At 72.0% G+C, this 16,038-nt stretch carries 10 protein-coding genes; 7 read left to right on the top strand and 3 right to left on the bottom strand.

What is annotated here, in order from left to right; genetic code table 11:
* The first annotated feature begins 24 nt into the window (after positions 1-24).
* The gene (gene dxs, locus IG88_RS0127485; RefSeq protein ID WP_031046696.1) at positions 25-1,953 is read left to right on the top strand and encodes a 1-deoxy-D-xylulose-5-phosphate synthase; all 1,929 of its coding nucleotides are present in this window, start codon (positions 25-27) and stop codon (positions 1,951-1,953) included.
* 151 nt (positions 1,954-2,104) lie between these two features.
* Positions 2,105-3,616, top strand: coding sequence for an amino acid permease (locus tag IG88_RS0127480; protein WP_031046693.1), 1,512 nt, complete (start codon positions 2,105-2,107; stop codon positions 3,614-3,616).
* 50 nt (positions 3,617-3,666) lie between these two features.
* Here IG88_RS0127480 and IG88_RS0127475 read toward each other — a convergent pair whose 3' ends face one another.
* The gene (locus tag IG88_RS0127475; protein ID WP_031046689.1) at positions 3,667-4,044 is read right to left on the bottom strand and encodes a hypothetical protein; all 378 of its coding nucleotides are present in this window, start codon (positions 4,042-4,044) and stop codon (positions 3,667-3,669) included.
* Positions 4,045-4,123: 79 nt separating this feature from the next.
* Here IG88_RS0127475 and IG88_RS0127470 point away from each other — a divergent pair, with 79 nt between their 5' ends.
* Complete coding sequence (locus IG88_RS0127470) at positions 4,124-5,152, top strand: hypothetical protein (RefSeq protein ID WP_031046687.1); 1,029 nt, start codon at positions 4,124-4,126, stop codon at positions 5,150-5,152.
* 129 nt (positions 5,153-5,281) lie between these two features.
* A complete protein-coding gene (locus tag IG88_RS0127465) occupies positions 5,282-6,406 on the top strand; it encodes a hypothetical protein (protein ID WP_031046684.1) in 1,125 nt (374 codons plus the stop codon).
* Positions 6,407-6,567: 161 nt separating this feature from the next.
* Here IG88_RS0127465 and IG88_RS0127460 read toward each other — a convergent pair whose 3' ends face one another.
* Positions 6,568-7,656, bottom strand: coding sequence for an LCP family protein (locus IG88_RS0127460; RefSeq protein ID WP_031046682.1), 1,089 nt, complete (start codon positions 7,654-7,656; stop codon positions 6,568-6,570).
* Positions 7,657-8,060: 404 nt separating this feature from the next.
* On the opposite strand from IG88_RS0127460, the gene IG88_RS0127455 reads away from it, so the two are divergent.
* Positions 8,061-11,909, top strand: a complete 3,849-nt coding sequence (locus tag IG88_RS0127455) for a bifunctional glycosyltransferase family 2 protein/CDP-glycerol:glycerophosphate glycerophosphotransferase (protein ID WP_234332320.1) — start codon at positions 8,061-8,063, stop codon at positions 11,907-11,909.
* Positions 11,910-11,989: 80 nt separating this feature from the next.
* Here IG88_RS0127455 and IG88_RS0127450 read toward each other — a convergent pair whose 3' ends face one another.
* Positions 11,990-12,898 carry an endonuclease/exonuclease/phosphatase family protein gene (locus IG88_RS0127450; RefSeq protein WP_031046677.1) on the bottom strand — a complete coding sequence of 303 codons (909 nt, stop codon included), beginning with the start codon at positions 12,896-12,898 and terminating at the stop codon, positions 11,990-11,992.
* A 71-nt stretch (positions 12,899-12,969) separates the two neighbouring features.
* Between IG88_RS0127450 and IG88_RS0127445 the strand changes: the two genes are divergently transcribed.
* Both IG88_RS0127445 and IG88_RS0127440 read left to right on the top strand, forming a co-directional pair.
* On the top strand, positions 12,970-14,442 hold the full coding sequence (locus IG88_RS0127445; RefSeq protein ID WP_031046674.1) for a hypothetical protein: 1,473 nt from the start codon (positions 12,970-12,972) through the stop codon (positions 14,440-14,442).
* A gap of 45 nt (positions 14,443-14,487) precedes the next feature.
* Positions 14,488-15,999, top strand: coding sequence for a hypothetical protein (locus IG88_RS0127440; protein ID WP_031046672.1), 1,512 nt, complete (start codon positions 14,488-14,490; stop codon positions 15,997-15,999).
* Positions 16,000-16,038: the final 39 nt, after the last annotated feature.

Raw genomic sequence — 16,038 nt, 5'->3', positions numbered from 1 at the left:
CAGCTCTACTGCAAGGAGGCACGGGTGCCGCTGCTGACCCGCATCACGGGACCGCGCGATCTGGACCGGCTCAGCCTGGAAGAGCTGAACCGGCTGGCCGAGGAGATCCGTACCTTCCTCGTCGACGCCGTCTCCAAGACCGGCGGCCACCTCGGCCCCAACCTCGGCGTGGTGGAACTCACCCTCGCCCTGCACCGCGTCTTCGACTCGCCGAAGGACAAGGTGCTCTGGGACACCGGCCACCAGTCCTACGTGCACAAGCTGCTCACCGGCCGCCAGGACTTCTCGAAGCTCAAGATGAAGGGCGGCCTGTCCGGCTACCCCTCGCAGGCCGAGTCCGAGCACGACGTCATCGAGAACAGCCACGCCTCCACCGTGCTGGGCTGGGCCGACGGCATCGCCAAGGCCAACCAGGTCCTGAGGCGCGACGACCACGTCGTCGCCGTCATCGGCGACGGCGCGCTCACCGGCGGCATGGCCTGGGAGGCGCTGAACAACATCGCCGCCGCCAAGGACCGCCCGCTGGTCATCGTCGTCAACGACAACGAGCGCTCCTACGCCCCCACCATCGGCGGCCTCGCCAACCACCTGGCGACCCTGCGCACCACCGACGGCTACGAGCGCTTCCTGGCCCGCACCAAGGAGGTCCTGGAGCGCACCCCGGTCGTCGGCCGCCCGCTCTACGACACCCTGCACGGCGCCAAGAAGGGCCTGAAGGACTTCATCGCCCCCCAGGGCATGTTCGAGGACCTCGGCCTCAAGTACGTCGGCCCGATCGACGGCCACGACCTGGAAGCCCTGGAGTCCGCCCTCACCCGCGCCAAGCGCTTCGGCGGCCCGGTCATCGTGCACTGCCTCACCGAGAAGGGCCGCGGCTACCAGCCCGCCCTCCAGGACGAGGCCGACCGCTTCCACGCCGTCGGCAAGATCCACCCGGACACCGGCCTGCCCATCTCCACCTCCGGTGCCGACTGGACGTCCGTCTTCGGCGACGAGATGCTCAAGCTCGGCAAGGAGCGCGAGGACGTCGTCGCCATCACGGCCGCGATGCTCCAGCCGGTCGGCCTGGACAAGTTCGCCAAGGCCTTCCCCGACCGCGTCTACGACGTCGGCATCGCCGAGCAGCACGGCGCCGTCTCCGCGGCCGGCCTCGCCCACGGCGGCGTCCACCCGGTCTTCGCCGTGTACGCCACCTTCCTCAACCGCGCCTTCGACCAGGTCCTCATGGACGTCGCCCTGCACAGGTGCGGCGTGACGTTCGTGCTCGACCGGGCCGGTGTCACCGGCACCGACGGCGCCTCCCACAACGGCATGTGGGACATGTCGATCCTCCAGGTCGTCCCCGGCCTCAGGCTCGCCGCCCCGCGTGACGCCGACCAGGTCCGCGCCCAGTTGCGCGAGGCCGTCCAGGTGGACGACGCGCCGACCGTGGTCCGCTTCTCCAAGGGCGCCGTCGGCCCCGCCGTCCCCGCCGTCGGCCGCGTCGGCGGCATGGACGTGCTGCGCGCCCCCGGGACCGAGACCCCCGACGTGCTCCTGGTCTCCGTCGGCGCACTCGCCCCGATGTGCCTGGAGGTGGCGGACCTCCTGGACAAGCAGGGCATCTCCACCACCGTCGTCGACCCCCGCTGGGTCAAGCCCGTCGACGAGGCCATGGCCCCGCTCGCCGAGCGCCACCGCGTGGTCGTCACCGTCGAGGACAACTCCCGCGTCGGCGGGGTCGGCTCCGCCGTCGCCCAGGCCCTGCGCGACGCCGGCGTCGACGTGCCGCTGCGCGACTTCGGCATCCCGCCGCGCTTCCTCGACCACGCCTCCCGCGCCGAGGTCCTCGCCGAGATCGGGCTCACCGCGCCCGACATCGCGCGCCAGGTCACCGGCCTGGTCGCCAAGCTCGACGGCAAGTACGACCGCGCGGGCGCCGAGGTGGACCAAGTGGAGGCCGCGCGCGACTGACGCCGCGCACCCCGCGCTCCGCCGGACGGGCCGGTCGCGCCACTCGTTGCAGTGGCGCGACCGGCCCATCCGCGTGAAATCGCCCATGCCGGGGCATACGCAGTACGCCCCCTCTCGATCATGTCGAGGACGACAAGCGTGGGAGGTCCCCGTGAGCAACACCCTCTTCAGGACCAAGAAGATCGAGCAGTCCATCCGTGACACGGAGGAACCGGAGCACGCGCTCAAGAAATCCCTGTCGGCACTGGACCTGACCGTCTTCGGCATCGGCGTCGTCATCGGCACCGGCATCTTCGTACTGACCGGCACCGTCGCCAAGAACAACGCGGGACCCGCCGTCGCCCTCGCGTTCGTCGTCGCCGGAGTCGTCTGCGCGCTCGCCGCGCTGTGCTACGCCGAGTTCGCCTCCACCGTCCCGGTGGCCGGCTCCGCGTACACCTTCTCCTACGCCTCCCTGGGCGAACTGCCCGCCTGGATCATCGGCTGGGACCTCGTCCTGGAGTTCGCGCTCGGCACGGCGGTGGTGGCCGTCGGCTGGTCCGGCTACATCCGCTCGCTGCTGGACAACGCCGGCTGGCACATCCCCGCCGAGCTGGGCGGACGGGACGGCGCCGACGGCTTCGGCTTCGACATCCTCGCCGCCGCCCTGGTGCTGGTGCTCACCGCCATCCTCGTGCTCGGCATGAAGCTGTCGGCGCGGATCACCTCGCTCGTCGTCGCCATCAAGGTGGCCGTCGTCCTCATCGTGATCATCGCGGGTGCCTTCTTCGTCAAGAGCGCCAACTACGACCCCTTCATCCCGAAGTCGCAGCCCGTCGAGGCGGGCGGGGGACTGCACTCACCACTGATCCAGCTCATGTTCGGCTGGGCGCCGGCGAACTTCGGCGTGATGGGCATCTTCACGGCCGCCTCGGTCGTCTTCTTCGCCTTCATCGGCTTCGACATCGTCGCCACCGCCGCCGAGGAGACCAGGAACCCGCAGCGGGACATGCCGCGCGGCATCCTCGGCTCCCTGGTGATCTGCACCCTGCTGTACGTCGGCGTCTCGATCGTCGTCACCGGCATGGAGCACTACACCAAGCTCTCCGTGGACGCCCCGCTCGCCGACGCGTTCAAGGCCACCGGGCACCCGTTCTTCTCCGGGGTGATCAGCTTCGGCGCCGCCGTCGGCCTGACGGTGGTCTGCATGATCCTGCTCCTCGGCCAGAGCCGGGTCTTCTTCGCGATGAGCCGCGACGGCCTGCTCCCGCGCTTCTTCTCCCACGTCCACCCGAGGTTCCGCACCCCCTACCGGCCGACCATCCTGCTCGGCGTCGTCATCGCGGTCGTCGCCGGCTTCACCAGCCTCAGCGAACTGGCCGAGCTGGTGAACATCGGCACGCTCTTCGCCTTCGTCGTCGTCGCGATCAGTGTGATCATCCTGCGCAGGACCCGCCCCGACCTGCCCCGCGCCTTCCGCACCCCGCTGGTCCCGCTGCTGCCCGTCGTCTCCGTGGCCGCGTCGCTGTGGCTGATGCTGAACCTGCCCGCCGAGACCTGGGTGCGGTTCGGCATCTGGATGGCGATCGGCTTTGTCGTGTACTTCCTCTACGGCCGCACCCACAGCCGCCTGGCCCGCGGCGAGGACACCCCGGCCGAGCCGGCCGCGCCGAACGGTCCGTAGCCGGGCGGGGGGCGTGGGGCCGCCGGCGGCCCGTGTGCGCGTACCGGCCGTCACACGGGCCGTACCGTCCGGGGGCCCGCCACCTCCGCCCCCAGCTCCGCCACCCGGCGGCGCAGCCCGCGGTCGGCCGTCACCACGAGGACGGCACGGCCGCCCGCCGCCCGCGCGACCAGCTCGACGATGTGGTCGTCCCCGCTGCCGGGCGCGGACTCGACCCGTACGCCGGGCACGGACTCCACCCCGCGGGCCGCGCCCTCGACCACGAGCACGACCTCCAACGGTCCCGCCCGCCCCGGCACCCCGTCCGACGCCAGCCGGTCCCGCAGCCGCTCGGCGGCACCGCGCCGGTCCCGCCACCAGCCGTCGGGCACCGAGCCGACGACGTTCGCGGCGTCGACGATCACCAGCGGGGATGCGTTGTGGTCCATCCCGCCAGGGTGGCACGGCCCACCCGCCGCATCCGCACCCGGCCGACGCGGAGCCGACGGCCCCGCTTAGAGTGATCCGGTGAATGGCGACTGGCTCCTTACCGGCCGCGACGGCCGCCTCAGTGTCTACCTCCCGTCGAACGACGCCGCCCTGTGGCGTGCCGAGCGCACGCCCGAAGGCCCCTGGGAGGCCCCGCGCCGCATCGGCGGCGACCAGGAACTGCGCCCGGACGGCGGCCTCGCGGCCGGCCGGGGGGCGAACGGCTACGCCCACCTGGTCGCCTGGCGCCCCACCGGCGCCGGCCGCTGCGCCCTCGTGCACACCACGCACTTCCGGCCGCGGCTCGCGCCCCTGGACTGGCAGCCCGCCGGCCACCCCAACAAGCAGGGCGACCGCACCGGGACCCCCGCCGTGGCGGTCGACGCGCAGGGACGCGCGCACGTCTTCGTCCGCAACGGCGGCGGCGGCCTGAGCATGGTGGCCCAGCAGGAGAAGGGCGGCTGGGACCCGTGGCGGGACCTCAAGGGCCGCGGCGTCCAGGAGGCGCCAACCGCCGTGACGGCCGACTCCGGCCTGGTCGAGGCGTACGCGCCCGTCGAGGGCGGCATCGCGCACTGGAGCCAGGGGAAGCCGGGTGCCCGGCCGGTCCTGGGGGAGCGCCTCGACGCGGCGGTCCGCCCGGGCACCCTGCGCGCCCTGGCGACCTCCGCCGAGCACACCACGGTCTTCTACACCGACGACGGCACCGGGGAGCTGTGCGCCTGGCGCCCCGGCGGAAAACCGGTCCCGCTGGTCTCGGCCGCGGGCCCCGGGCCCGTGTCCGCCGTGCGCACCGTCATAGACGGCCACGACTGCACTGTGGTCGCCCAGCGCGCCGCGGGCAGCGGCCGCGTCGCCTTCGCCGCGTACCCCTCGGAACTGGAGGAGATGGGCGCGTCCTGGACCGAGTCGGGCCCCGCCCTGCCCGCCGACGCCACCGTCTCCCTGACCCTGGACGCCGGCGGCCGCCTGGTGGCGGCGTCCCTGTCCCCGTCGAGCGGCCAGTTGCTGCTGAGCCGGCGCAAGAACGAGGCAGGGCTGGCGCTGGGGGCGTGGGAAGCGGTCTGAGCGGTCCGTCCCCGTCCCGGCCGCCCGGTGACCGGCTCATGGGGAACTGGTGAACGAACGGCATATGATGTTCGGCGTTCGACGGTCCCTGTCCGAGGTGGGGCGGGCTTCAGGAAGGTGCAGCAGGCCATGCGGAAAAGGTCGGCAGGCCCCGTCGGCGCCGTCCGCCGGACCGGTCCCGGTGACGCGGGGCGGGAGCCCGGCGTCGCGCCGGCACCGGCCCACGGCGACTGGCTCACCCTGGGCAAGGACGGCCGGCTCAGTCTCTACGCGCCCACCGACGGCGGCCTGCTGCGCTGGACGGAGACCGCCGTGGGCGGCCCCGCGTGGAGCGGACCGCACTTCGTCCCCGCCCGGGGACTGACCGACCTGACGGTCGTTCAGGGGGCGGACACCTACGTCCACTTCCTCGGCCGCAGGGAGCGCGAGCGGGCCGACGGCGGCACCGCCGTCGACGTCGTGCACGCCATCCAGTACCAGACCGGACTCGCCTTCACCGAGTGGCGCTCCCTCGGCAACCCCCACCGCGACCCCGTACAGGGCCGGGCGCTGGGCCGCCCCGTCGGTGCCGTCGCGACCGACGGCACCGTGCACGTCCTCGTGCCGGACGCGCACGGAGGTCTCGCGCTGCGCCGGGAGGCCCCGAACGGCAAGTGGCGTGCCTGGGAGGACCTGTCCGGTACCGGGATCGACGCCCCGCCCGCGACCGTCTCCCTCGCGGGGGGACGGGTGGAGTTCTGTGCCGCCACCGCGTCCGGTGTCCTGCTGTGGCGCCAGGCCGCGCCCGGCGGCGACTTCGAAGGTCCACGGGGCCTGGCGCTGCGACCGGTGCCGGGCACGGTCGGCGCGCTGGAGACGGGGCCGGAGCGCGTCACGTTCTTCTGGACCGACGCCGACACGGGCGGCGTCGGCGCCTGGCGGGAGGGCGACTGGCCCGTCGCGCTGGGCGGTGCGCCGACCGGGGAGCCCTGCGCCCGCCTGCGCGCGGTGGTGGACGGCTACGACAGCGTCGTCCTCGCCGGCCGGGACCGGGACGGCTCCGCCGTGGTCGGCGTGGGCGGCACGGAGAACGAGGCCGCCGGGTTCTGGTGGTACGCCCTGGGCGAGTCCTGCCGGGGCGTCCCCGCGCTGGCCCGGGACGGCCACGGGCGGGTGGTGATGGCGCTGATCGGAGGGGACGGCGTGCCGAAGGTGGCCCGTCAGGACGCCGGCAGCGGCCTGTCCCTCACCCGTTGGCAGGCTCTGGACGGCTGAGCGGCGGTCACCGCGTACCGCACGGCTCACCCGCCGGGCCCGTACGGTACGCCCGACGGGCCCGTACGCCCGACGGGCCCGTACGCCCGACGGGCCCGCGCGGACCGGTCCGGCGGCCCCGCGCGGGCCGGACCGTGCGGGCCGTTGCCACCGCGTGGGCGTCAGCCGCCGGTCGCGGGCGACTTCTTCGCGGACTCGGGGATCTCGGAGTCCGAGCGCACGGCCTTCCACAGGTCGCCCGCCTGGGGCTCGGCGGCCACGACCCGGTTCGGGTCGACCTTGTCGTAGGCCACCGGAAGCATGATCGTCTCCATGGTCGCGGGGTCGACCCCGTTCATGCTGCGCGCGAAGTCCGCCAGGCTGGTCAGCGACGCCAGGTCGGAATCGGTGGTGAGGGCCGCGGTGAGCGTGTCGGCGATCTTGTAGGTCTTGGTGGGGCTGCCGAACAGGTCCTGCTTCTTGACCTCGCTCAGCAGCGCCATCAGGAACTGCTGCTGCAGTCCGATGCGGCCGAGGTCGCTGCCGTCGCCCACCCCGTGCCGGGTCCGCACGAAGGCCAGGGACTGGGTGCCGTCGAGGGTGTGGGTGCCGGCGCTCAGGTCGAGGCCGCTGGAACTGTCCTTGATGGGCTCGTCGATGGTGACGGGCACCCCGCCGATGGCGTCGACCAGTCCCTTGAAGCCGGCGAAGTCGATCTCCATGTAGTGGTCCATGCGGATCCCGGACATCTTCTCGACCGTCTTGACCACGCAGGCGGGTCCGGCCAGCGAGTACACGGAGTTGAACATCACCCGCTCCGCCTGCGGGAGGTCGGACCCGTCGGACTTGGTGCACTCCGGGCGGGTGACGAGGGTGTCGCGCGGGATGCTGATCGCGACGGCCTCCTTGCGCCCCTCGGGTATGTGCACCACCAGGGCGGTGTCCGAACGCGCCCCGGCGACCTTGCCGGTGCCGAGCGAGGCGTTGTCCCCGGCCCGCGAGTCCGAGCCCAGGACGAGGAGGTTCTGTCCCGACGTCGGCAGCTTCTCCGGGCGGTCGTCGCCGAGGGCCTTGTCCAGGTCCACCCCGTCGATGTTGCCGTTCAGGCTGCTGTAGAGCCAGTAGCCGGTGCCGCCGACGGCGAGCAGCAGCACCACCAGGGACAGGAGGACGATCCGGCCCCAGCGCCTGCGGCGGCGCGGGGTGCGACGGCCGCCGTCCGGCGCGGCCCGGCGGGCACGCCGGGGCTCCGTCGTGGCGCTGTGCGACATGGTGTTCGGTTCCTCTCCTCACGGGCTCCGCGGAGGCGGAGTCGCAGGGCCCGGGTGGGGGGAGGCCGGCCCGCTGTGCGGTCGTGTCAGTGCGAGAACTATATGCACCCGCACACTGGGATTTGACGAGCGGGGAACCATAGCGGGTAACAGCGATGTACGCCACATTAACTGGTCTTGACCGCCCATAAGAGTGACATAAGATGTGGCGAACCTGTGACGGCTGTGAAGGGGGGCTTTCCGGCCGTCCGGGGTGTTCCCGGTGACGCATGAGGCGGTTGAGGGGCCGCGGGCCGGCACCGGTCAGGGGTGGGGATTGCCCAGTGTGGACTGACAGCAGCCCGCTGGGCGAAATGTCTTGGTAGGAGTGCGAGTTGGTGGAACATCCGCGTCTGAGTATTGTCGTGCCCTTTCAGGATGTCGAGACCTACCTGGCCGAGTGCCTGGAGTCGATCGCACGGCAGTCCTTCCGCGACTTCGAGGTGATCCTCGTCGACGACGGCTCCACCGACGGCTCGTCACGCATCGCCGCCGACTTTTGCGCGGCCGACCCGCGTTTCCGCCTGATCCGCCAGGAGCCGCACGGCCCCGGGCACGCGCGCAACACCGGCCTGCGGGCCATGCACCCCCAGGGCGAGTTCCTCGCCTTCGTGGACGGGGACGACGTCATCCCCGAGTACGCCTACGGGCTGCTGGTGCGCACCCTGGAGGGGTCCGACTCGGATTTCGTGTCGGGCAACGTGCAGATGATGAACTCCACGAAGAAGTGGCAGTCGCCGCTGCACAAGGGCCCGATGCAGAAGAACCGGCGCGGCACCCACATCACCAGGTTCGAGGCGCTGATCTACGACCGGACGGTCTGGAACAAGATGTTCCGGCGGTCCTTCTGGGACCACCACTACATCGCGTTCCCCGAGGGCGTCATGTACGAGGACTCCTGGGTCAACATGTACGCCCACTTCCGGGCCGCCAAGGTCGACGTGATCACCGACATCGTCTACTTCTGGCGCCGGCGCGACGGCGGGGCCGCGCCGTCCATCACCCAGCGCCACACCGAACTGTCCAACCTGCGCGACCGGGTCGCAGCGGTGCAGTCGGTCAGCCGCTTCCTCGCGGACCGGCGCTCGCGCCAGTACGAGGAGAGCAAGCGCAAGTACGACACGGCCTGCCTGAAGTCCGACCTGATGCTGCACCTCAAGGTGCTGCCGGACGCGGACGACGAGTACCGCCAGTCGTTCATGCAGTGGGCCAACGAGTTCCTCGACGAGGCCGACCTCACCATCATCGACGAACTGCCCGCGGACGCCCGGGTCAAGTGGCTCCTGGTGCGCGAGTGGCGGCTGGCCGAGCTCCTGGAGGTCATCGAGTTCGAGCGCCGCGGCGGCCCGATGCCCGTCCAGCGCCGGTTCCACCGCTACCTGAAGTACCCCTACCTCGGCGACCGCGGCGTCGGGCTCGACAAGAAGGCGTTCCGGCTCGACAAGGAACTCTCCCTGCACGGCACGCTCGGCGGCGCCCGCTGGAGCACCAACGGCCACCTGCTGACCCTGACGGGGACCGCGTACGTGCGCTTCATCAACGTGCACAAGCGGCACATGTCGGTCAAGGCGATCGCCCTGCGCAACAAGAAGCAGGGGCGCATGGTGATCACCACGGCCAAGACCACCTACGCGCCCCAGGCCACCGAACACTCCAACCAGAATCGTTACTGCTACGACTGGGCCGGCTTCGAGGCCCGGATCGACACGACCCGTCTCAAGCGCAAGGGGCAGTGGGTCGAGGGAACCTGGGACGTGGCCACCGGCGTCCTCAGCCGCGGACTGTTCCGGTACCGGGGCATCGACCGCGGCGGGGCCGGAACCGCGGCCAACCCCCCGTACCGCTACGTCGACAAGAACACCCGTATCCTCCCGCTCTTCCTCCAGGGCAAGCTGAAGCTCCGGGTCGAGGTCGTGCGCTGCCGGATCACCGCGCACCGCGTGGTCGGCGACCAGCTCGAGCTGCGCGGCGTGTACCTCGGCCCGCGCGTGCCCGAGTGGGGCAAGCTGCGCGTCACCAGCCTGAGCGGCTCGGGACAGCACGACGGCAAGGTCTACTTCACCGCGGGCGGCGACGGCTGGTGCACCTTCGCGGCCCGGCTTCCGCTGCGCTCCCTGGTGCCCTCCTTCCGGGCCGACGCCGACGCGGACGCGGACGTCCCGCAGTCCTGGAGCATGGGCAGCAACGGCTGGAAGACGACCCTCCACGTGGAGGGCCGCAAGATGACCATCTACCCGGTCATGGCCGAGGGCACCCCGGACGGGCACTACCGCATGCCCGACGCGCTGCAGACCCGGGAGGGCGACCGCGAGGTCGTGGTCCACCGCAACGGCTCGGGCTACCTGGTCCTCTTCGAACGGGCCACCCTGCCCACGGCGACGGCGTTCACCTGGCGTGCCGACGGCATGCTGGAGATCCACGGCCAGTACCTGGCCGCCGACCGCCTGTCGCCGCGGGAGTACCAGGACGCGCACCTGGTAGTCCGCTCCCGGGCGCACGGCGCCGAACGCGAGATCCCGATCGAGTGGAACGGCAACGGCTTCCGCTGCCTCTTCACCCCGGCCGCCATGCGGACCCTGGCCGGGGACATCCCGCTCGCGGCCGGCCGCTGGGACTTCTTCCTGCGCCGCCAGGACCTGTCGTCCGTGGCCAGGGAGGACCGTCTCGAAGACCTCATGGTCAAGATCGAGCAGGACCTCGTCCCCGCCTTCCCGGAGGAGTACGAGGAGAACGAGCGCCGCTACGAACTCCAGGCCGAGGCGTACGACCGGCTCTCCCTGCTGGTCCACTCGGCCATGCCCGACCACGCCCGCGGTCCCTACCGGCAGAAACTGCTGCGCACCAAGGCGTACCCGGCGGCCCGCCGGCAGCGGGTGCGCCCCGCCGTCCTCTTCGACGCCTTCAAGGGCACCCAGTACTCGGACAGCCCCCGGGCCCTGCACGAGGAGCTGCTGCGGCGCGGCACCGACCTCGAACACCTGTGGGTGGTGCGGGACGACCAGGTGGACGTGCCGGACACCGCGATCCCGATCCGCATGTGGTCGCCCGAATGGTACGAAGCCCTCGCCACCAGCAGGTACATCGTCGCCAACAACCACCTCCCGGACTGGTTCCAGAAGCGGGAGGGCCAGATCGTCGTCCAGACCTGGCACGGCACCCCGCTGAAGAAGATCGGCCACGACATCGAGTCGATCCACTTCGCCGACCAGCGCTACCTGGAGCGGGTCGAGAAGGAGGTGCAGAACTGGGACATGCTGGTGTCGCCCAACAGCTTCTCCACCCCCATCCTCCAGCGCGCCTTCGGCTTCCCCGGCGAGATGGTGGAGTCGGGCTACCCGCGCAACGACATCCTGCGGCTGCCCGGCACCGAGCAGCGCGAGCGCGAGATCCGGGCCCGGATCGGCCTGCCCGAGGGCAAGCGGGTCGTCATGTACGCCCCCACGTGGCGCGACGACCAGTACTACGCGCCCGGCAAGTACAAGCTGGACTTCCGCATCGACCTCGCCGACGCCCGCGCCCGGCTCGGCGAGGAGCACGTCCTGCTGGTCCGCCGTCACCCCAACGTCGTCGACCCGGTGCCGGGCGCGGGCGACGGGTTCGTCTTCGACGTCTCCGACTACCCGGACATGGCCGACCTCTCCCTGATCACCGACATCATGATCACGGACTACTCGTCCCTCATGTTCGACTTCGTCAACACCGGCCGCCCCATCCTCTTCTTCACCTACGACCTGGAGCACTACCGCGACACCCTGCGCGGCTTCTACTTCGACTTCGCGAGCAGCGCCCCCGGTCCCCTGCTGGACACCTCCGAGGTCCTGGTGTCGGCGGTGGAGCAGATCGACCGCGTCCAGGAGGCCTACGCCGAGCGGTACCGATGGTTCCAGCGGGAGTTCTGCGACCTGGACGACGGCCACGCCTCCGCGCGCCTGGCCGACCGGATGCTCGTGGCGGGCGGGGACCTCGCGCCCGGGCAGGCCCTCGCGCCGGCCGTCGGCACCGTCGGCACCAGGCAGTCGGGGCGCCCCATGACACCGGTGCGGGGACGCACGAGCAACTGGTTCTCCGCACCGCGCCGGCCGGTGCCCGCGCAGACCGCTCCGGCCCAGGTCGTGAACACGCTGGCCGCGCTGCCCGCACCGCCCGGCGCGGAACACGCCGCCGGCGCCTGGGCCGGACCGGCGAGGACCGAACAGCCGGCCTGCGCCCCATGACCACCCCGTCGTCCGCGCGTCCGGCGCCCGGCCCGCACCCCGTTCCCGGGGCGGCGGCCGGGCGCCCTTCCGGCGTCGCCTCAGCGGGCGGCCACCCGCATCAGCAGCGCGCGGTGGTCGGAGACCCCGGTGTCGCGCAGCGTGCACGCGGCGACGGGCAACCCGGTGAACAGGTAGTCGAGTTTGTGACCGGACACGTGCGTCGGCCGGGCCGACCGGTCCGCGGCGTCGCCCTGGTCGCACTCCCGGTACACGTCGTAGACGACGGACGGCCACACCCGGGAAGCCGGATTGCGGGCGCCCGGCGGGTTCAGGTTGAAGTCGCCGCCGAACACGACGCGCCGCCCCGGCACCGCCCCGGCCAACGCCCTCAACTGGGCGTCCCGGTACTCCCGTCCGGGGTGCGCGCGGTCGGAGCCGGGAAGGCTCAGATGGGCGTTGCACACCCGGACGCCGACGGCCTCGACGTCCGCACACAGGATGCCGCGCCGCACCCCGGCCTCCGGCTGGGGCGAGGGGACCTGCCGTACCGAGGACAGCGGGCGGGACGAGAGGATCGCGATGCCCGCCGTGCCCAGGCCCCGCCCCTCGCAGCGGACCCTTCCCTCGTGCCCGGCGCCGGTGCGCCAGGTGTAGGGCCGGAAGGCCAGCCGCCAGGAGCCGCCGAGCGCGGCGCGCACCGACTCGGCGTGCGTGGCGCAGGCCTCCTGGAGCAGCACGACGCCGGCCCCGGCCCGCACGAGCCGTTCCACCGCCCGCCGCTTCTCGTCGGCCCCGCCGGTGTCCGCGCAGCCCCACTGCCGGACGCCGCACATGTTCCAGGTGGCCACCGTCAGGGTGCTCTCGGAAGGGCGCAGCCGCGCGCTGTGCGTGACGGCCGGGCTCAGCAGCACGGCGAGGACGCCCGTCACCGCGAGCACCGAGGCCAGGGCGGTCAGCCCGGGGCGGGGACGACGGCGGGGCGCGGGCGGGGAAGCCACGGGAGGCATCCCGACATCATGTCCGATCAGATGATTCGGAGCCAATCCGACGATCTGCCCCTGAGACTGGAGTTCCGTACATGGCGAAAGCACCCACGAGCGGCCGGAAGCTGTTCAACGGGATCGAGGCGTCGGGGGCGTTCCCGGTCGAGTACCGGTTCTCGCACGCCAAGGGCGGCAACCGCCACCTCGTCGTGGTGTTCGCCAACTTCTCGGCACCCGAGGACTACGGCTGGTCCAACGGGGTCTTCGACAACGTGCGCGCCAACATCCTGTGGATCCGCGACCGCTTCGACGGCACGAACGCCTACTACCTGTGCCGGAACATGGACTTCGGCCTGGCCGACTCGGTCCAGACGCTCATCTCGAACGTGATGCGGTCGCTCGGGCTCACGCCGGACCAGGTCACGCTGTGGGGCGGCTCCAAGGGCGGCAGCGCCGCACTCTACTTCGGGCTGCGGTACGGCTACCGGAACATCGTGGCGATCGTCCCGCAGTTCCTCGTCGGCGACGCCCTGGAGAAGCGGCATCCCAAGGTCGGCGCCTACATGCTCGGCGAGGGACCGCAGGCGCCGCACAACGCCCGGGTCCTGGACGCCCTCCTGCCCGACCTGGTGCGCGCCGGGGCCAACCCCGGGGCCAACATCTACGTGCTCTCCTCGCCGCAGGACGAGCACTACACCGTGCAGGTGGAGCCGTTCCTCGGGATGTTCCAGGGCTACGAGAACTTCAACTTCCTGTACAGCGAGTCCCCGACGATCACCGGCCACGCCACGGTGACGCGGCGCAACGTCCCCGCGCTGGTGGGTCTGCTGAACCTGCTGGCCGACGGCTACGCCCCGCGCCTGGGGTTCGTGCGGCACGCGGCCGAGGAGTTCGACCGCGACCAGTCGGACATCTCCGCCTACCTCTCGGCCACCTCGAAGGTGCAGGACACCGACGCGTTCGCGCCCCCCGTGGTCACCGTGCCCCCCTACAACGGCGAACTCCCGGACGGCGGCGTCCGCTTCGAGGGGCTGGCCCCGGGAGCGGTCCGGGTGAGCATCTGGAAGAACGGCAAGTTCGTGGCCTCGCCGGACGTGGCGGCCGACGGCACGTGGTCCTGGCAGTCGGCCAAGCCGTGGGCCACGGGCAAGCACGTGGTCAAGGTCTTCGGGGTGGACCCGGCGGGCTTCCACTCCAGCCGGGTCGAGGTGCCCTTCACGGTGGTGACCGCGCCCGCGGCCGCCCCGGTCGCCCCGGCCGTGCCCGCCCCGCCGGTCGTCTCCGTGCCCGCGCCGCAGCAGCAGGTGGGCGCGTCCTTCGTGTTCCACGGCACCGCCCCCGGCGCGGTGCGGGTGGGCTTCCAGGAGAACGGCGTCTTCCTGGGCGCGGTGGCGGTCGCGCCGGACGGGCTCTGGAGCTGGGACCCGGGCTGGGCCTGGCCGCAGGGGCCGCACCTGGTGGAGGCCGTCGCCGTGGACGCGCACGGTGCGCAGTCCGCGCCCGGCCCGGCCGGGTTCACGGTCGTCGGCCCCCTCGTGCCCGCCGGTCACCTCCCGCCGCGGTACTGAACCGACGGCCACTCACGACGAACACCTCACGACTGGAAGCCACACATGCCGAACGCACCGTCGAAAGCGCGCGAGCTGCTCAGCGGGACCGACACCTCGGGCGCGTATCCCGTCGAGTACCGGTTCACCCACGGGAAGGGCGGGAACCGCCATCTCGTCGTCGTGTTCTCCAACTTCGGGGTGCCCGACGACTACGGCTGGTCGAACGGTGTCCTCAACCCGGTGCGGGCCAACATCCTCTGGATCCGCGACCGGTTCCGCGGCATGCGCAGCTACTACCTGTGCGAGGGAATGGACTTCTCCCTGGAGCAGTCCGTGATCGGCGTCATCTCCAAGGTGATGAACGCGCTGGAGCTGACCCCGGACCGCGTGACGCTGTGGGGCGGCTCCAAGGGCGGCAGCGCGGCGCTCTACTTCGGCCTGCGCTACGGCTTCGGCAACATCGTCTCCATCGTCCCGCAGTTCCTGATCGGCACCTACGTGAAGACCGTGCACCCCAAGGTCGCCCGGTTCATGCTGGGGGAAGGGGTCCCGGAGGAGAACGTGCGGGCGGTCGACGCGCTCCTGCCCGACCTGGTGCGCTCGGGCGTCGGCCGGCAGGCCAACATCTACCTGCTCTCCTCGCCCCAGGACGAGCAGTACAAGGAACAGGTGGAGCCGTTCCTCGGACTCTTCCAGGGGTACGACAACTTCAACTTCATCTACAGCGAATCCCCGCACATCACCCGCCACTCGGACGTCACCAGGCGCAACGTCCCCTTCCTCATGGGGCTCATCAACATGCTCGCCGACGGGCTGCCCCCGCGGCTGGGCATGGTGCGCAACGGCTACGAGGAGCCGCAGCGGGACACCTCGGCCATCAAGACCTACCTCGCCGCCACTTCGACGGAGCGGCCCAGCACCATCGCCATGCCGGTGGTGACCCATCCGGCGGTGGACTCCGAGGTGCCGGTGAACGGCGTGTACTTCACCGGGTCCGCGCCCGGCGCCGTACGGGTGAGCCTGTGGGAGCACGGGAAGTTCCTGGCGTCGCCGGCCGTGGCCGCGGACGGCACCTGGTCCTGGCAGCGGGACAAGCCGTGGAGCAAGGGCAAGCACCTGGTCAAGGCCGTCGCGTGGGACGCGGAGGGACGCAAGACCAAGGGGACCGTCGTCCCGTTCACCGCCCTCGCCGTCGACGCGGGCCCGGGCGCGGGCGGGGTCCCGGCGCAGGGCGCGGCACCGGTCGACGCGGTCTCCTCCCCGCTCGGGCGGTTGCCCGCGCCGATGGTCCACTCCCCGGTGGCGTACGAGCAGTTGGCGACCCCGGCGGTGCGCTTCACCGGCCTGGCCCGGGGCGCCGCGCAGGTGGGGTTCCGGGCGGGCGGCACGCTGCTCGGGGGGACGCCCGTCGCGGCCGACGGACGCTGGGCCTGGGACCCGGGGTGGCCGTGGCAGGAGGGCCGGCACGCGGTGGAGGTGTTCGCCGTGGACGCCGTCGGGAACGAGTCACCCGCCGCGCAGATCCCCTTCGCCGTCGTCCACGCACCCGCGGGGGCGACGCCGTACGGCTACTGACCGGGCCGGGACACGGGAAGGGCCCCCGCCGGACGGCGG

Source organism: Streptomyces sp. NRRL F-5650 (genome assembly GCF_000721365.1).
GTDB lineage: Bacteria > Actinomycetota > Actinomycetes > Streptomycetales > Streptomycetaceae > Streptomyces > Streptomyces ardesiacus.
Note: the sequence above shows the minus strand (reverse complement) of the source record. Positions and strands in the feature narration are given on the sequence as shown.